General features: G+C 62.0%; 13 protein-coding genes. 10 read left to right on the forward strand and 3 right to left on the reverse strand.

Annotated elements, in window-relative coordinates:
• Window positions 1–51: 51 nt before the first annotated feature.
• The 6 genes from AB4Y87_RS09580 (at window position 52) to AB4Y87_RS09605 (ending at window position 9,949) form a co-directional block, all read left to right on the forward strand.
• Window positions 52–1,806: a glycerol-3-phosphate dehydrogenase/oxidase gene (locus AB4Y87_RS09580; protein WP_442004111.1), complete on the forward strand. Its 1,755-nt coding sequence runs from the start codon at window positions 52–54 to the stop codon at window positions 1,804–1,806.
• A 48-nt stretch (window positions 1,807–1,854) separates the two neighbouring features.
• Window positions 1,855–2,343, forward strand: a complete 489-nt coding sequence (locus AB4Y87_RS09585; protein ID WP_216925144.1) for a PTS sugar transporter subunit IIA — start codon at window positions 1,855–1,857, stop codon at window positions 2,341–2,343.
• A 98-nt stretch (window positions 2,344–2,441) separates the two neighbouring features.
• A complete protein-coding gene (locus AB4Y87_RS09590; RefSeq protein ID WP_442004112.1) occupies window positions 2,442–3,290 on the forward strand; it encodes an SURF1 family protein in 849 nt (282 codons plus the stop codon).
• A complete protein-coding gene (locus AB4Y87_RS09595) occupies window positions 3,290–3,790 on the forward strand; it encodes a DUF3817 domain-containing protein (protein ID WP_442004113.1) in 501 nt (166 codons plus the stop codon). The genes AB4Y87_RS09590 and AB4Y87_RS09595 overlap by 1 nt, the downstream gene beginning before the upstream one ends.
• A gap of 121 nt (window positions 3,791–3,911) precedes the next feature.
• Complete coding sequence (gene guaA, locus AB4Y87_RS09600) at window positions 3,912–5,501, forward strand: glutamine-hydrolyzing GMP synthase (RefSeq protein ID WP_442004114.1); 1,590 nt, start codon at window positions 3,912–3,914, stop codon at window positions 5,499–5,501.
• Window positions 5,502–5,629: 128 nt separating this feature from the next.
• Entirely contained in the window at window positions 5,630–9,949 is a 4,320-nt protein-coding gene (locus AB4Y87_RS09605; RefSeq protein ID WP_442004115.1) for an AAA family ATPase, read from the forward strand.
• 60 nt (window positions 9,950–10,009) lie between these two features.
• Here AB4Y87_RS09605 and cpaB read toward each other — a convergent pair whose 3' ends face one another.
• The 3 genes from cpaB to AB4Y87_RS09620 all read right to left on the reverse strand — a co-directional run bounded on the left by cpaB (window position 10,010) and on the right by AB4Y87_RS09620 (window position 11,927).
• Window positions 10,010–10,660, reverse strand: coding sequence for a Flp pilus assembly protein CpaB (cpaB, locus tag AB4Y87_RS09610; RefSeq protein WP_442004116.1), 651 nt, complete (start codon window positions 10,658–10,660; stop codon window positions 10,010–10,012).
• Between the two features lie 224 nt (window positions 10,661–10,884).
• Window positions 10,885–11,157, reverse strand: a complete 273-nt coding sequence (locus AB4Y87_RS09615) for an FmdB family zinc ribbon protein (protein ID WP_442004117.1) — start codon at window positions 11,155–11,157, stop codon at window positions 10,885–10,887.
• A gap of 164 nt (window positions 11,158–11,321) precedes the next feature.
• The gene (locus AB4Y87_RS09620; protein ID WP_442004118.1) at window positions 11,322–11,927 is read right to left on the reverse strand and encodes a 5-formyltetrahydrofolate cyclo-ligase; all 606 of its coding nucleotides are present in this window, start codon (window positions 11,925–11,927) and stop codon (window positions 11,322–11,324) included.
• Between the two features lie 112 nt (window positions 11,928–12,039).
• Here AB4Y87_RS09620 and galU point away from each other — a divergent pair, with 112 nt between their 5' ends.
• From galU to AB4Y87_RS09640, 4 genes are all read left to right on the forward strand, one after another.
• Window positions 12,040–12,972: a UTP--glucose-1-phosphate uridylyltransferase GalU gene (gene galU, locus AB4Y87_RS09625; RefSeq protein ID WP_442004119.1), complete on the forward strand. Its 933-nt coding sequence runs from the start codon at window positions 12,040–12,042 to the stop codon at window positions 12,970–12,972.
• Window positions 12,973–12,977: 5 nt separating this feature from the next.
• On the forward strand, window positions 12,978–13,604 hold the full coding sequence (locus tag AB4Y87_RS09630) for a GNAT family N-acetyltransferase (RefSeq protein WP_442004120.1): 627 nt from the start codon (window positions 12,978–12,980) through the stop codon (window positions 13,602–13,604).
• A 131-nt stretch (window positions 13,605–13,735) separates the two neighbouring features.
• Entirely contained in the window at window positions 13,736–14,677 is a 942-nt protein-coding gene (locus AB4Y87_RS09635; protein ID WP_442004128.1) for a hypothetical protein, read from the forward strand.
• A 6-nt stretch (window positions 14,678–14,683) separates the two neighbouring features.
• On the forward strand, window positions 14,684–15,394 hold the full coding sequence (locus AB4Y87_RS09640) for an SDR family oxidoreductase (protein ID WP_442004121.1): 711 nt from the start codon (window positions 14,684–14,686) through the stop codon (window positions 15,392–15,394).
• Window positions 15,395–15,589 lie beyond the last annotated feature (195 nt).

Genomic DNA, 15,589 nt, shown 5'->3' on the forward strand with positions numbered 1-15,589 from the left:
CCAACAAGTAGGGTAGGGGACTACCAGCAGTTGCGTTTGAGGAGGGGTCCGATGAGCAATGTCGCAGGCGGTCCGCAGGTGAATTCTCCGGGAGCATTAAGCCCGGAATCCCGTGCCGCATCCATTGAAGTCCTGAAAGCCACTGCCGAACCCGGCAAGCAGTTGGACATCCTGATTGTCGGCGGAGGAGTGGTGGGGGCTGGAGCAGCCCTCGACGCCGTGACCCGCGGCCTCACGGTGGGCATAGTTGAGGCAAGGGACTGGGCTTCAGGGACGTCATCGCGATCATCCAAGCTCATCCATGGCGGCCTCCGCTACCTTGAAATGCTTGATTTCGGGCTGGTCCAGGAGGCCCTGCAGGAACGTGGTTTGCTGATCCAGCAGATCGCACCCCACCTGGTCCGCCCTGTCCCTTTCCTCTACCCCCTGACGCGCAGGTTCTGGGAGCGCCCCTATGTGGGCGCGGGCATCATGCTTTACGACACCTTGGGTCTCACGTCCGGACACAGCCGCGGTGTTCCCATGCACAAGCACCTCTTCAGGCGCGGCACCCTCAGGGCGGCTCCCAGCCTCAAGGACGATGCCTTCGTTGGTTCCATCCGCTACTACGATGCCCAAGTGGACGACGCCCGTTTGGTGGTCAACCTTGTGCGCACCGCAGCCCACTATGGCGCCCATGCTGTGAACAGGGTGCGTGTGGTGGACTTCCTCCGGGAAGGGGAACGCGTGGTGGGGGCCAAGCTGGAAAACCAGGAAGACGGCAGCGTCTTCGAAGTGCGTGCCAAGCAGGTGGTCAATGCCACAGGCGTGTGGACGGACGAAACCCAGGCCATGGTTACGGATCGGGGCCAGCTCAAGGTCAGGGCATCCAAGGGCATTCACCTGGTGGTACCGCGGGACAGGTTCCAATCCACAGTTGGGCTGATCCTGCGCACGGAGAAGTCAGTGCTCTTCGTGATCCCCTGGGGCCGCCACTGGATCATCGGGACAACGGACACTGACTGGAAGCTGGACAAGGCGCACCCCGCCGCGTCCAGCAAGGACATTGACTACGTCTTGGAGCACGTCAACAAGGTCCTTAAGCGGCCCCTCACCCGCGAGGATGTAGAAGGCGTCTACGCAGGACTCCGCCCCCTTCTTGCAGGGGAAAACGACTCCACCGCCAAACTCTCCCGCGAACACGTGGTGGCTCATCCGGTGCCAGGGCTGGTGGTGGTGGCTGGCGGGAAGTTCACTACCTACCGCGTCATGGCCAAAGATGCGGTGGATGAAGCCACCCGGGCGATGGATGAACGGGTTCCCTCCAGCTGCACCGAAACCATCCCGCTGCTCGGTGCAGAGGGGTTCAAGGCCGCCTGGAACCGCCGCGGCCGCTCAGCGGAAGAAGCCGGCGTCCATGTTGCCCGCGTGGAACACCTGCTCAACCGCTACGGCTCCATGGCCTCGGAAGTGCTGGATCTCATCGCGGCGCAACCTGAACTCGGGGAGCCGCTTCCCGGTGCGGACGATTACCTTGCCGCAGAGGTGGTCTACGCCACCACCCATGAGGGCGCCCGTCATGTTCACGACGTTTTGACGCGCCGCACCCGAATCTCGATCGAAGCCTGGGACCGGGGTGTGTCAGCAGTGCCAGTAGTGGCTAAGCTGATGGGAGAAATCCTTGGCTGGAGCGAAGCACAGCGGGAAAGCGAAATAAAGCACTATCTGGCCCGGGTGGAAGCTGAGCGGCTTAGCCAGCAACAACCCGATGACGAATCAGCTGACGCCGCGCGCATGGGAGTCGATGACATCGTTCCCCTTCGCTGAGCAAACACAGGACCTGCGGCCGGAAGGCCACATTGGAGGGAACACGACTTGGCTGAACCACTTGACCGGTATGACGCGGAACTGACGACGCCAGACACCGTCATCCTGGAGCTCGTTGCCGAGGACAAAATCGACGCTGCGGCACAACTTGCGGAACGGCTTCACGCGGCTGGCCGGATCTCGAACCTCCAGGGCTTCCTGGAGCAGGTCCATTCCCGGGAACACCAGCTGGCTACCGGGCTTCCCGGTGGCATTGGACTGCCGCATGCACGCAGTGAATTCGTAGACCGGATTTCGATTGCAGTGGGCGTCACGAAGTTCGGCCATGCCCTGGATTTTGGTGCCACTGATGGTCCCGCCACGCTGATCCTGCTCATTGCCACCCCTGCCAGCTCCTTCTCGGACCATTTGGAAGTCCTGGCTACTTTGGCCCGTTCGCTCTCCAAGGAGTCATTCCGGGAGTCCCTGCGCCGGGCTCACGATACCGAGGTCATTTCCGAACTCATCAACTCCAGCCTGGTGTTCTTCGATCACTGAGATTTGACCATTGAGATGGAGCCCAGGGACCCGTTCCAGGGCTAAGGTTCCTGCCGTTCGTTTCGTTGTTCTACAGCCGGACGAAGTACGGTTAAGGGGTGTTGAAAACCGCGCTGAAACCCCGCTGGATCGCAGGACTCGTCTTTGCGCTTCTCTTGTCCGCGGTTTTTGTGCTGCTCAGCCAGTGGCAGCTCAGCCGGTCCACCCAGCACGAAGCTCCCGTATCGCCCGGCATTGAAGAGGTCAAGCCGCTGGTGGACGTCCTGCAGCCCGGGCAGTTCTTCCCCGGTTCTGTCTCCGACCAGATGGTCACGGCCACCGGCTCCTACGATCCCGCCAAGCAGGTCCTCGTGGAGGGCCGCCTGTACAACGGCCAGAAGGGATTCTGGATTGTCTCGGCGTTCGCTGTGGACAATGCTCCGAAGCTGAGCGGTGTCGCGGCCTCGCCCAAGACCTGGATTCCAGTAGCCCGGGGCTGGGTGGCCGACGCCGCCCAAGCCGTTCCGCCGCCGTCGGGCACTATCACGCTGACCGGCCGCCTGCTGCCCTCTGAAGCGCCGGTGCCAAACGTCGACGCCGGTCCAGGCCGGGCGTCTGCGGTGGCCGTTGCCGAACTCATCAACGTCTGGGACGTCTCCAGCTACCAAGGCTTCGTTGCCGCAACATCAGAACTAGCCGGAGGTGTTCCCGTCGTCGTCAATGACGCGGTAAAGCCCCTCAACATCCCTGCGCAGCCGCCGGAACAACAGATCAACTGGCTGAACCTCTTCTATTCCGTTGAGTGGGTGGTCTTCGCAGGATTCGCCCTGTACATCTGGTGGCGGATGGTGGCTGACGACTACCGTCGCGAGCTCGAAGACGACGAGTTCGACGAAGATAATCACCACCCCAACGAACCAACAAGCCCTGAACCCCAGCAACCTGGGCCAGAACAAAAGGTGCAGTAATGATTGAGCCCAAGCCGGCCATCCAGCCCGAGCACTCCGGACCCAAGCCGAAGAAGCGCAAGTTTGGTGGAACGGAAGCCCAGATCCGTTCGGCGCTGAAGTTCTACAAAGTCATGGCCTACCTGACCGGTGCCATGCTCCTGCTGCTCTGCGCGGAGCTGATTGCCCGTTATGGCTTCGGCGTATCGCTCTTTGCCGGTGGCACGGACGCCGTGACCGGTAAGCCGTTTGGCTTCGGATTCGCTGAGTCTGAGCCCAAGGGCGTGATCGGTGGCTTCAACATCTCCACCACTGTATTGATCGTCCATGGCTGGATGTACGTGGTGTATCTGGTGTCCAACTTCCGGCTGTGGTCGCTCATGCGCTGGCCCTTCTCCAAGCTGGTCTTGCTGGCCTTGGGTGGTGTCGTACCCCTGATGTCGTTCATCGTCGAGAAGAAGTTCCACGCTCAGGTTGAGGCCGAACTGGCAGCCAACCCGCAGGCCTCAAAGCGCTACTAGCGGCATCAGGGCCAGCCCAAGAGGCGTTAGGGTGTGAGATACCTAACCACCAGCCCGTAATTGACCTCTTCGGGCCGCTGCCAACGTGCACCGGGGCGGCCTGGCAAAGTAGTCTTGGTTGGTGACTACTCCCACCGCACCCCAGACTTCCCAGAAGCCGGTGCTGGTTGTTGACTACGGTGCCCAGTACGCGCAGCTGATTGCCCGCCGCGTCCGCGAAGCGAATGTGTATTCGGAAATTGTTCCGCATACCTTCACCACCGAGCAGCTTCTGGCCAAAAACCCGGCAGCCATCATCCTTTCCGGCGGACCTTCCAGCGTCTACGCAGAAGGTGCTCCGCGCGTTGGAGCGGACCTTTTTGAAGCCGGGGTGCCCGTTTTTGGTATCTGCTACGGCTTCCAGGCCATGGCCAACGCACTGGGCGGCAAGGTGGCCGAGACGGGCCTCCGGGAGTACGGCGCCACCGAAGCACTGGTGGTTGGCGATGCCCGCTCGATTCTTGATGGCGTGCCCTCCTCACAGAACACCTGGATGAGCCACGGCGATTCCGTCCAGGAAGCTCCCGAGGGTTTCGAAGTGCTGGCCACCACGGCCGGCGCACCGGTAGCCGCCTTCGCCAACGAGGAAAAGCGCCTCTACGGTGTGCAGTGGCATCCGGAGGTCAAGCACTCCGTGCACGGCCAGCACGTCCTGGAGAACTTCCTGTTCAAGGGCGCGGGCCTGAGCCCTAACTGGACCACGGGCAATATCCTCGAAGAGCAGGTGGATCGCATCCGCCAGCAGATCGGCGACTCCAAGGTCATCTGCGGTCTTTCCGGCGGTGTGGATTCGGCCGTTGCCGCAGCCCTGGTTCAGAGGGCCGTTGGAGACCAGTTGACCTGTGTCTTCGTGGATCACGGCCTCCTTCGCGAAGGCGAAGCAGAACAGGTTGAACGCGACTTCGTGGCAGCTACAGGCGTAAATCTGTATGTTGCCAACGAGCAAGAGCGCTTCCAGTCTGCGTTGGCCGGAGTCAGCGATCCCGAGACCAAGCGCAAGATTATTGGCCGTGAATTCATTCGGGCCTTCGAGGAAGCGGAGCGGGCCATCATCGCCCAGGCGACTGCCGAGGGTGAGAAGATCAAGTTCCTGGTCCAGGGCACGCTGTACCCGGACGTCGTCGAGTCCGGCGGCGGCGAGGGCGCTGCGAACATCAAGAGCCACCACAACGTGGGTGGGCTTCCTGAGGACCTGCAGTTCGAGCTCGTCGAGCCTCTGCGCGCCCTGTTCAAGGACGAAGTCCGCGCGGTCGGTGCCCAGCTTGGCCTGCCTCAGGAAATCGTAGGCCGCCAGCCGTTCCCCGGCCCCGGCCTCGGTATCCGGATCGTTGGTGAAGTCACCAAGGAGCGTCTCGACCTGCTCCGTAAGGCTGACGCCATTGCCCGTGCCGAGCTGACTGCTGCCGGTTTGGACAACGATGTATGGCAGATGCCGGTGGTTCTGTTGGCTGATGTACGCAGTGTCGGCGTCCAGGGCGATGGCCGTACCTACGGCCACCCGATCGTTCTCCGTCCGGTATCGTCCGAGGACGCAATGACGGCCGACTGGTCGCGTTTGCCGTATGACCTCCTGGCGCGCATCTCCAACCGCATTACCAACGAAGTGGATGGAGTTAACCGCGTGGTGCTGGACGTCACCAGCAAGCCGCCGGGAACCATCGAGTGGGAATAGCATTTTGAGTGGCGGGCCTCCCCTGGGAGGCCGGCCACTGTTCTTTCAGCTGTGAAATGACGGCGAATTTCGCATTGGCACAGTGTTGCGGAGCGGGCTGAAGGAGTATTCCCGCTACCCTCGAAAGTATGCCGGTATGGTCCAAGGCGTCTAAAGCTAGTACAGAAAAGAAGGCAGCAGTTGTGTCATTAGGTCAAGGCCAGGAAGAGGGCTCCGAAGAGCTCCGCAAATGGCTGTCCGGACTTAAGCCCGTTACAGGGGCGGACACGATGCTGCGTTTCGTGAAGACGCCCGAAGGCGCCATCGATCTCAGCAACGCACATCCGTCGGGCCTCGCGCAGCTGTTGGCTGGGCGTAGAACGAGGTTGTCCACGCTTATCCGCGACCGCCAGCAATATCTGGTGGCGGCACGGGCCGCACGCAACATTCGCTCCAAAATATTTGAGCTCAGCAATGATCGCGGTATCGAGGCCGGGTACCTCTCCGCCGGCACGGTGGTGTGGACTTCAGCCGTAGGCGGCAAACCCCAGCGGGTTTCCGCCCCTGTCATGCTGACCTCCATTATCCTGACCGTTCGCCCGGGCGAGGACGATTTCGAGTTGCAGCTCACCGAGCAAGCACGCATGAACCCGGCTTTGGTACGTCACCTGAAGACCGTCCACGGCATCGTCTTCGACGTCAATGCAGTAGCCCGCATGGCCTACAACACGGCCCGGCTTGACCCCCAACCGGTCCTGGATCGCCTGGCTACCCTGGTTCAGCCCATTCACGGCGCCGAGGTTGAATTCAACTTGCTCGTGACCACTTTGGCTGATCTTTCGGGAAACCTGGATGATCCGTGGATCAACATGAACAACCCCACCGTGGCTGCGCTGGCAACTGCTGCCAATGGTGGCGAGATTGAGCCCGAACCCATCAAAGCAGGGCGGTTCCCCAGCCTTGATGAACGCGACCCGGCAGACGAACTCCTCTTGCTCGACGCTGACACGGACCAGCAGTATGTTGTGGACGCTGTTCGCGCGGGAGATTCGCTTGTTGTCAGCACCCCACCGGGCAGCGGCCAGACCCAGACGGCAATCAATGCGATTGGCGCCTTGGTCAGCGAAGGCAAATCCGTTCTCGTGGTGGGAGACCGGCAGTCCAGCCTGGCGGGACTTTCTGCGCACCTGGAATCGCTGGGCCTGGATTCGATGTTGTTCCGTCCGGGCAACGGCACCACACCGCAGCAGCTAATGGGCCAGTTGGTCCGTGCCATCATGCGCAATGAAAAGGCGCTGGAACCCCAACTCGGGAACCTCCATCAGACGCTGATCGGACACCGGCATGCCCTGAGGGACCATGTTGCCTCGCTCCACAATGTCCGCGAACGTTGGGGATGCTCGCCGTACCAGGCTATGCAATCGTTGGCCGAGCTGACGTCCATCCACCCGGCGCCGTCCACCACGGTGCGCCTGAAGCGCAGTGTGCTGGACAACATCAAGGACCGTGAAGAACTGGCTGGGCGCCTGCGTCGTGCTGCCGAGCTGGGCAGCTTCAGCCGGGCTTCCACCTCCAGCCCCTGGTACGGTGCCCGGCTCGTAACCCGCAAGGAGACAGAAGAGGCCCAACAGCTTGCGCGCATCGCCGAGGAGAAACTTCCCGTCCTGCGCGAGCGCATGAAGCAGGTTTCGGATCACGCCGAGATCCGTTTGGCGGACACCTTCACGGAGTGGGGCGCACAGCTTGAATTGCTGATTGCCGTGCGCGAAAGCCTGGACAAGTTCACTCCGGATATTTTTGATCGCCCGGTGCATGACCTCATCTCTGCAACTGCGAGCTCGGCGTGGAGGCGGGAGCGGAACCTGGAGATGCCGTCCATGCAGCGTTCGAGGCTGCGGCGGGTGGCGAAGGAGTATGTGCGGCCTGGCGTTCACATCGCGGACCTGCACAGCTCCCTGGTCCTGGTCCAGGAGCAGCGTGCCCTGTGGGCGGGCTATGCAACCACCCAACGTCACCCGGCCGTGCCGTCGGGGCTCGCTGACCTCGGGTCCTTGTACCGCGAACTCGATGGCGAGCTTCGCCGCCTGGGTGAGGCACTCAAGCACACTTCGGCCGGTGGTTCGCTGCACCAGACTCCGTATCTGGAACTGATGGAGCGGCTCGAACGGCTGGTAGCGGATACAGCCACGCTTGAAACACTTCCGGAGCGCACACTCCTGATTGAGGAGATGCGCGAGCACGGGCTCGGCGAGCTGCTCGCTGACCTTGCCGCCCGTGAAGTTCCGGCCACTTCGGTGGCAGCCGAGCTTGACCTTGCCTGGTGGCAGTCTGCCTTGGAAGCAATGATCAGTGGTGATGACTACCTCGCCATGTCCGACGGCGACTCCCTCCGCCGTCTTGAAGCTGAGTACCGCCTTGCGGACCAAGCCCACATTGCCAGTGGTGCTGCGCGTTTGCGGTGGCAGTTGGCCCGGAAGTGGGGCCAAGGGATAGTGGAGCACCCCCGGCAAGCCGAGTTGCTGCGTGCCCTGCTGAAGGATGGTCGGGTGACGCTCCCTGCTTTGAGTGCGCAGGCCCCTGACCTCGTGCCCCTGCTTGTTCCGGTGTGGTCGGTGAGCCCGTACCTGTTGACGGGAGTTCTTCCGGCGGAGCAGAAGTTTGACGCCGTGATCATCATCGACGCCGAATCGACCTCACTTCAGGCCGTCCTCCCGGCGATTGCACGGGCCCGGCAAGTCATAGCCTTCGGGGATGCGAAGGTCGCGAACGCCCGCACCTTCAGCGTTGCCGTCGAACCCCCCGTGGCGGGAGTGGCCAGCCACGAGAGCGTGGACAGTGCGTTCAAAGCCTTGGCACGCGTCCTGCCCACCTGGCAGCTGAACTGGGTTTACCGGGCGGTCGATGAGGATCTGATCCTGCAGCTGAGCAAGAACTACTACGATGGCGGCCTCCGGCGTTTGCCTGATGGCAATTCGGTAACTGGCCTGGATCGTTCGATCCTGGTGGAGTACATCCCCGATGGAACCGGCCTCCCCGGCGCGGACCATGAGGGCGTTGAGTCCGTTACGGCGGAGGTCAACCGCGTGGTGGATCTTGTCTTCGAGCATGCCAGACTCCGGCCCCGCACGTCCTTGGCGGTGGTCACGGCCAGCCTGCGCCACGCTGCGCGGATCGGCGAGGCTATCCGGCTTCAGTTGCCCAACCACCCCTTGTTGTCCGCCTTCTTCGGCGCCGGCCCCGAGTCTTTCCGCGTTGTGGACCTCGAGCGTGCCCAAGGCCTGGTGCGCGACCATGTCATTTTCTCCCTGGGCTATGGACGGACACCCCACGGCCGCGCCTTGCACTCGTTCGGACCCCTGTCCACCGAGGGCGGACGAAACCGCTTTGCCTTGGCAATGACCCGTGCCCGCCGTTCCATGCACGTCCTGAGCTGCTTCCGCCCGGAAGATCTGGATCTGGACCGCTTGGCGCACGGGGCTGTGGACTTTTACGAACTGCTGGACCGGGAACTGTCCGGAAACAGCAACCTTGGAACTCCTGCTTCGCGCGCCGTTGCCAGCGAACAGGCTTTGGGGGAGGACCCTCTGGTTGCCGATCTCGGCGAGAGGTTGCGGGCGAGGGGCGCCCGCGTGTGGCACCTTTATGACGGTGTCCTGGACATTGCCGCCGCTGCCGATCCCGTCCACACCATTGGACGGGAAGGCGCCGAGATTCCCACGCCGGTGGCAATCGAGTCCGATGGCACGGAACGTTACCGACGCATGAGTGTCCGTGAACGCAGCCGTCTGAGGCCCCAGCTGCTGGAACGCATGGGCTGGCGTTACATGTCCCTGTGGACCATCGAAGTGTTCACGGATCCTTCGTCCTGCGCAGATCGAATCGGGTCCTATTTGGGACTTGAGAACCATGTTCCCCAGGCCGCCCCGCCAGCGGAGCATGGCTTCCTGGACATGGATGTTGAACAATTGAATCTGGATAATGCTGGCTCCTCGTATGCAGGTTCCTCGTATTCCAGCTCCTCATATGGGATGTCCACGTACAGCAGCTCCTCGTACAGCGGTTCCTCCGCAACCCGGGCTTCGCATCGGCAAAGCCCGGGAAGTCCCCAGGCATCGCTGGAATCTCAGCAGCCCGGGCAGGCAGATGTGAACCGGCGCAGGGGGACGGATGGCGAACCAAGCAACGCAGAAGCCAGCAATCCAACGCCCAGTGATCCAGAGGATGGGACTGAAGTACCAGTGAATGAACAGGGAACCGACAACGAAAGCGGCTCTGACGAACAGGCCGCAGCTGTAGGCGCCGAAAACGCTGAAGAGCAGGCAGAGTCAAAGACGCCAGCGACGAAGCAAGCTTCCGGTGGAATCTTGCCTACCAAGGCCGCTGAAGACGATCCCCGGCGTTGGGGCGACGAAGGCAACTATGACCATGAGCAGTGGTTGAAGGAGCAGAAGCCCCCGCATTGGGGCTGATGAGATCACCGAATCCAAGCCCTCCATCAGGGATTGGCGAAACCTGGGCATTGACCAAACCTAGGGATTGACCAAAACGAAGAAAAGCTTGCCAAGCGTGGATGCGCCGGCAAGCTTTTCTGCTTGCCGGGGATCTGCAGCTACCACCATCAAGCCGTCGGTGTCGCTGGTGCCAAGCCATTGGCCAGGTTTGCCCCCTTGGGCAGACGTCCAAAGAACAGGGACGGAGGCGGCCAGGACTTCGGTTTGCCGGGACTCGTCGTATGATCCTGCAGCAGTGAGTACTACATTCACCAGCTGTCCCGGGGACAGAAGCTGGATGGATGAAGGGTCAGCCATGCGAAGAGGGACCGCAGCTGAACCTACAGGTGCACCAGTGAGAAGACCCGGCCCCAGAAGATTGGATTCAGTGGGAATCTGCCCTTTAGTCAAGGGCGAGGCAAGCTGGCGGCCCACCAGTGAAACGTGATCCTCCAGGGCTCCGGAGATCGCGAGGTCGGGCGGCACATCAACAGTGGTGAAGTCGGCCACTGTGAGGCTGGTGCCTGCGGCAAGATCACGGGCAGCGACGAGAATGCTGACGCGCTGCTCAGAGGCAGGGGTTAGCTGTTGGACTGTAATGCCCGTGGCCAGGCAGAGCAGCAGTGCAACTGTCAGCCGACGATTCCGGGAGACCCAGAAGTTCAGGCTCTGCCTGGGGCCCAGCCTCACTTGGCGATGTGGCCCCTGCTTCCGTGGGAGGAAAGAGCCAGCCGTGCTGGTTGGCGGGTTTCGGGAGCGACCACGGCCCCGGGCAGGGGCAGTTGAATGTTCGCGGCGGGGGAGTGGCGAAGTGGTGGACTTTAGTGGCATGACGCCACGTTAGCCACCGGGCTCGGCCGCCCAACAGCGGCCGGGTGCCCTATGTGGAAAAGTGCTGGTGTGGAAAAGTGCTGCTAGCTTGCTGCGGCTGCAGCCGCTGGTGCAGGCGCGGCAGCCGGGGTCGGAGTCGCCGGGGAGGAGGGCGCAGCGGAGACGGTGCTGCCCTTGGCATCGCGCGAATCCGTGCGGTAGAAGCCCGAGCCCTTGAAGACAACGCCGACGCTGTTGAACTTCTTGCGGAGCGCGCCCTGGCATTCAGGGCACTCCGTCAGGGAGCTGTCAGAGAAGGACTGGACGATGTCAAAGGCATGGTCACAGTCTTTGCAGGCGTATGCGTATGTGGGCACTGAGTTCCTCCTTCAGGACAAGGTTCAGGTCCTGTGGAGCCGTGGCGGAGAATCTCCGCATTAGCAGTCGCAGGGCCTGAGTGCCAATTCTATCATCAGCATCCCGTTCATCCGCTATCTGCCAACTCCACGTAGGTGGGCGGCTTCACGTAGCGTCAACCAGGTCACTCTCCGCCGCCAAGCGCGACGATTCCCGAGGGTGTCAAGGCATCCGGCACGGGACGGTCAAAAGGCTCGGCGGGGATAGCTCCGGAAGGCAATACATCGTCGTCGTACACCACCGCAATGGTGGGTGGCCGCCCACCGGAACTGTCCAGACGTTGGAGGAGACGGTCGTAGTAGCCGCCACCCTGTCCGATGCGGTTGCCATTCCGGTCCACCGCGGTGGCCGGCATGAAGATGCCCGCAACAGCGCTCACCACGGCACTGTCCAAACGCTCGCCTTCGGGTTCGTCGATGGGTGCGTAGTCGGACCGGACGAAAGCTGTCTCCGGCGTCCAGTAGACCCAGCTCAACTGGCGGCCGGCTTCGCAGACGGGAAGCAGCACCTGGTGGCCGGCGTTGTGGAGGCCTGCGATCAGGGGCATGGTTGGGGGTTCGTGGGAGACGCCGACGTAGATCGCGAAGGTCCTGGGGGATCCGGCCGAGATTTTCTCGGCCCAGGCCAAGCCGTGCCGTGCAATCGCCTCGCCCGCTTCGGCTACTTGCTCCTTGGTGAGGCCGCGCCTGTACAGGCGTCGGCTGCTGCGGATGTCTTCCTTCGATGCCATTTTTGTCCGATCATGAGATTCGCGCGGGCTACCGTCGTCTACGTAAAGCAGCAAATCCGCTCCAGTTCAAGGGCTGTTTCTGCGTCTTTCCACGGCGAGGGTTTACCCGTTGATGTATTCCTTCCGTTACATTAGTCCGGTGACTCTCGATAACAATGCTGTCCGTAAGGCCGTCATCCCCGCAGCGGGTCTTGGTACCAGGTTCCTCCCCGCCACGAAGGCGATGCCGAAGGAAATGCTGCCCGTGGTTGACAAGCCAGCCATCCAGTACGTCGTCGAAGAAGCGGTGAAGGTTGGCCTGCACGACGTCCTGATGATCACCGGGCGCAGCAAGCGCGCCCTGGAAGATCACTTTGACCGTGTGCCGGCGTTGGAAGCAACGCTGGCAGCGAAGGGCGATACTGCCAAGCTGGAGGCTATCCAGTCCGCCACCAATCTGGGCGACATCCACTACGTCCGCCAGGGCGACCCCAACGGCCTCGGCCACGCGGTCCTGCGTGCAAAGCAGCACGTCGGGTACGAGCCGTTCGCGGTCTTGCTCGGCGATGACCTGATCGATCCCCGCGAGGACCTGCTCAGCGAAATGATCGCTGTCCAGCAAAAAACCGGTGGTTCCGTTGTCGCTCTCATCGAAGTTGAGCCTTCGAAGATCAGCGCCTACGGTTGCGCCGACGTCGAGGAAAACGGTGAAGACGGCTACGTCCGCATCAAGCAGCTGGTGGAAAAGCCGTCCCCCGAAGAAGCTCCATCCAACCTCGCGGTGATCGGTCGCTACGTTCTGCACCCGGCAGTGTTCGACGTCCTGGAGAACACTGCTCCCGGACGCGGCGGAGAAATCCAGCTGACGGATGCCCTTGAGGTTCTGGCTGCCGGGGAAGGTGAAGGCTACGGCGTTTATGGCGTTGTCTTCCGTGGGCGTCGCTATGACACCGGTGACAAGTTGAGCTACTTGAAGGCCTGCATCGAGTTGGCATGCGAACGCGATGACTTGGGCCCCGAGCTCCGCGAGTGGCTGCCCACCTTCACTGCCGGTCTTCCCAAATAACACCGGTGTACGGCTCTGCGATCTGGCCGGTAACGCTGGAAAGCGGAGCCTTGGTGCTCCGGCCCATCCGTTACCGCGACAAGCGGGAGTGGTCTGAAGTCCGTTCGCGGAACAGTGAATGGCTTGCACCTTGGGAGGCGTCCAATCCTGCGCCGGGTGGGCGCCTGCCGAGTTACCGTCAAATGGTGGCATCCCTGAATGCGCAAGCCCGGCAGTCCACGGCTTTGCCCTTCCTCATCACGGAGCGGACCGAGGGGTTCCGTGAGCCGCAGATTGTGGGGCAATTGACGGTCTCATCCATCGTGTGGGGTTCGGCGATGATGGCTACCTTGGGTTACTGGGTTGACAAGGAACGCGCCGGGCACGGCATTGCTCCCACGGCAGTTGCCATGGCTACGGACCACTGCTTCCGGACCCTGGGCCTGCACAGGATGGAAATCAATATCCGGCCTGAGAACGCACCAAGTCTCCGGGTGGTGGAAAAGCTCGGATTCCGGGACGAAGGCTACCGCCTGAGGTACTTGCACATCAATGGGGAGTGGGCGGATCATCGATCATTCGCACTGACCTCGGAGGAGGTTCCGCAGGGACTCCTCGGCGCCTGGCTCAGAGGAAGAACAGGCAGGTCATAGCCCCTTTTGAGCCGTATCTCCATTCATTTGTGGACTCGCCGACGACACACCGACCGCAATGCCGCCGCCCCTGATGATTTGCTTCTACGGTTTTGAATGTGGACTTCCCTCTCAGCAGCTCAGTGATCCTTGTGGTCACTGTCGCGCTTTGGATGGTATGGGTCGCTCCTTACGTTCTTCGGAACAGACGGCAGCAGGTCCAGGCGGCCACTGTTTCAGCAGAGGCATTTGACGACGAACCAGACGAAACGCAGGCAGGGGTGGTACTGACTTTGGCACCCCGGCAGGAGAAACCGATGGAGACCATGCACAGCAAAGCACCGGCGTCGCCCCAGGAATCCAGCGTGGCTGAGTCGTCGGCCAGGAAGCCGCCCGCAACTCCCTTTACTATTCGTTATGCCCGGCTCACTTTGGCCCTGGCAGGTCTGGCCTTATTGTTGACTGCCATTGTTTCGGGCGTACTGCGGCTGTTCGGCACCGGTAATGTCTGGCTGCCGTTGGTGTCGTTCGTGGGTTCGGTACTTGCGGTAGTGACTTTGCGGCGACTCGCCCTCCGGGATCTCCGTGAACGTCGTGCGCGGCGGGCTGCACCAGTGGTGCCCATCCAAACCCCGGCACGGTACTTGCCAAAGGAAGCGCCTGTCGAAGCCAAGGAAACCCCGGTTTTCGATGCTGAGGCCGGAAAGCTGGAAGCCGCACGCCTTTCGGCCGTGGAACTACGCCAGGCTGCCTTGGCTGTTGCCCTAGCGGCCGGAGACAAGTCTGCTGGTGACAAGTCCGCCGCTGACAAGTCCGCTGGTGATAGGTCCGCCGAGGGGGCCGCTGGTTCCGAGGATGCCAGCTGGGAACCGGTTGAGGTTCCCAAGCCCACCTACGTTGGTGCCGCGAAGGCGCCGCGCCCCGCTCCGGAGCCTTTGGATCTTCCTGACGCTCCCAAGCCTGTGGGCAAGCCGGTGCTGAAGCAAAGTGTTGAGCAGGCGGAGGCCGCAGCAGCTGCGCAGGTGCGCACTGCATCCAAGGGGCAGAGTGCCTTGAGTAACCTGGACGATGTCCTGCAGCGTCGCCGCGCCTAGCCCGGAATGACCACGCTCTGTGTTGCGGGTGGCACCGGCCAGGTAGGCCGTGAGGTTGTTCGCCAGGCGCTCGACGCCGGGCACACAGTATCCGCCCTGAGTCGCCACGTGCCGCCTCCCGGTTCGGAGAAGCATTACGACGGCGCCAGCTACTTTGCGGGCGACGTCACCACAGGCGATGGTCTGGCAGCTGCGCTTGCGGGTGCCGACGTCGTCATTGATTGCCTTGAGGGCCGGTTCGGGAAACCCCAAAAGGAATTTGCCGACGGCGGCGAGCGTCTTCTTGGCGTGGCTCACCAGGCAGGTGTTCGCAGGGCTGTGGCGTTGTCGATTATCAACTGCGACAAGAGCGCCCATTCCTACTATGTCTCCAAAGCGGCAAAGGAACGGGTCTACGCGAGGGCCGAACTGGAAACGGTGGTTATCAGAGCCACGCAATTCCACAGCCTGGTCGAAATGATCTTTAGTGCAGGTGCAAAGATACGGTTGATTCCGGTGTTCAAGGGAGTGCGGTTCCAGACGATCTCACCCAGGGAAGCCGCAGCTGCATTGCTCGAAGCTGCGCTGGAACCGCCTTCTCCCGAGCAGCACCGGGTCAGAACCGTTGGCGGCCCCGAGGTCCTGGCCATGAAGGACATGGCGGCGTCGTGGAAAGCCATTACTGGCGCACGAGGCAAGGTTCTGGAAGTCCCACTGCCGGGTGCCATGGGCGCCTAGCTGCGCGCAGGACTCAACCTCATGCCCGAGCAAAGGTATGGCACTGAAACGTTCGTGTCGTGGTCCTGTTGCCTCATTGCAATACCTCCGGGAAGAGTAATACGTTGCCTCATTTGAAAACCTCCGGATGAGTGGCTTCGTTGCCTCGTTGAAGAACCTCCGGATTGCCTAGCCGTTCCAGGCTCGGTTTACGGG

Origin of the sequence: Paenarthrobacter sp. RAF54_2, from assembly GCF_052113945.1 — a bacterium.
Classification (GTDB): Bacteria; Actinomycetota; Actinomycetes; order Actinomycetales; family Micrococcaceae; genus Arthrobacter.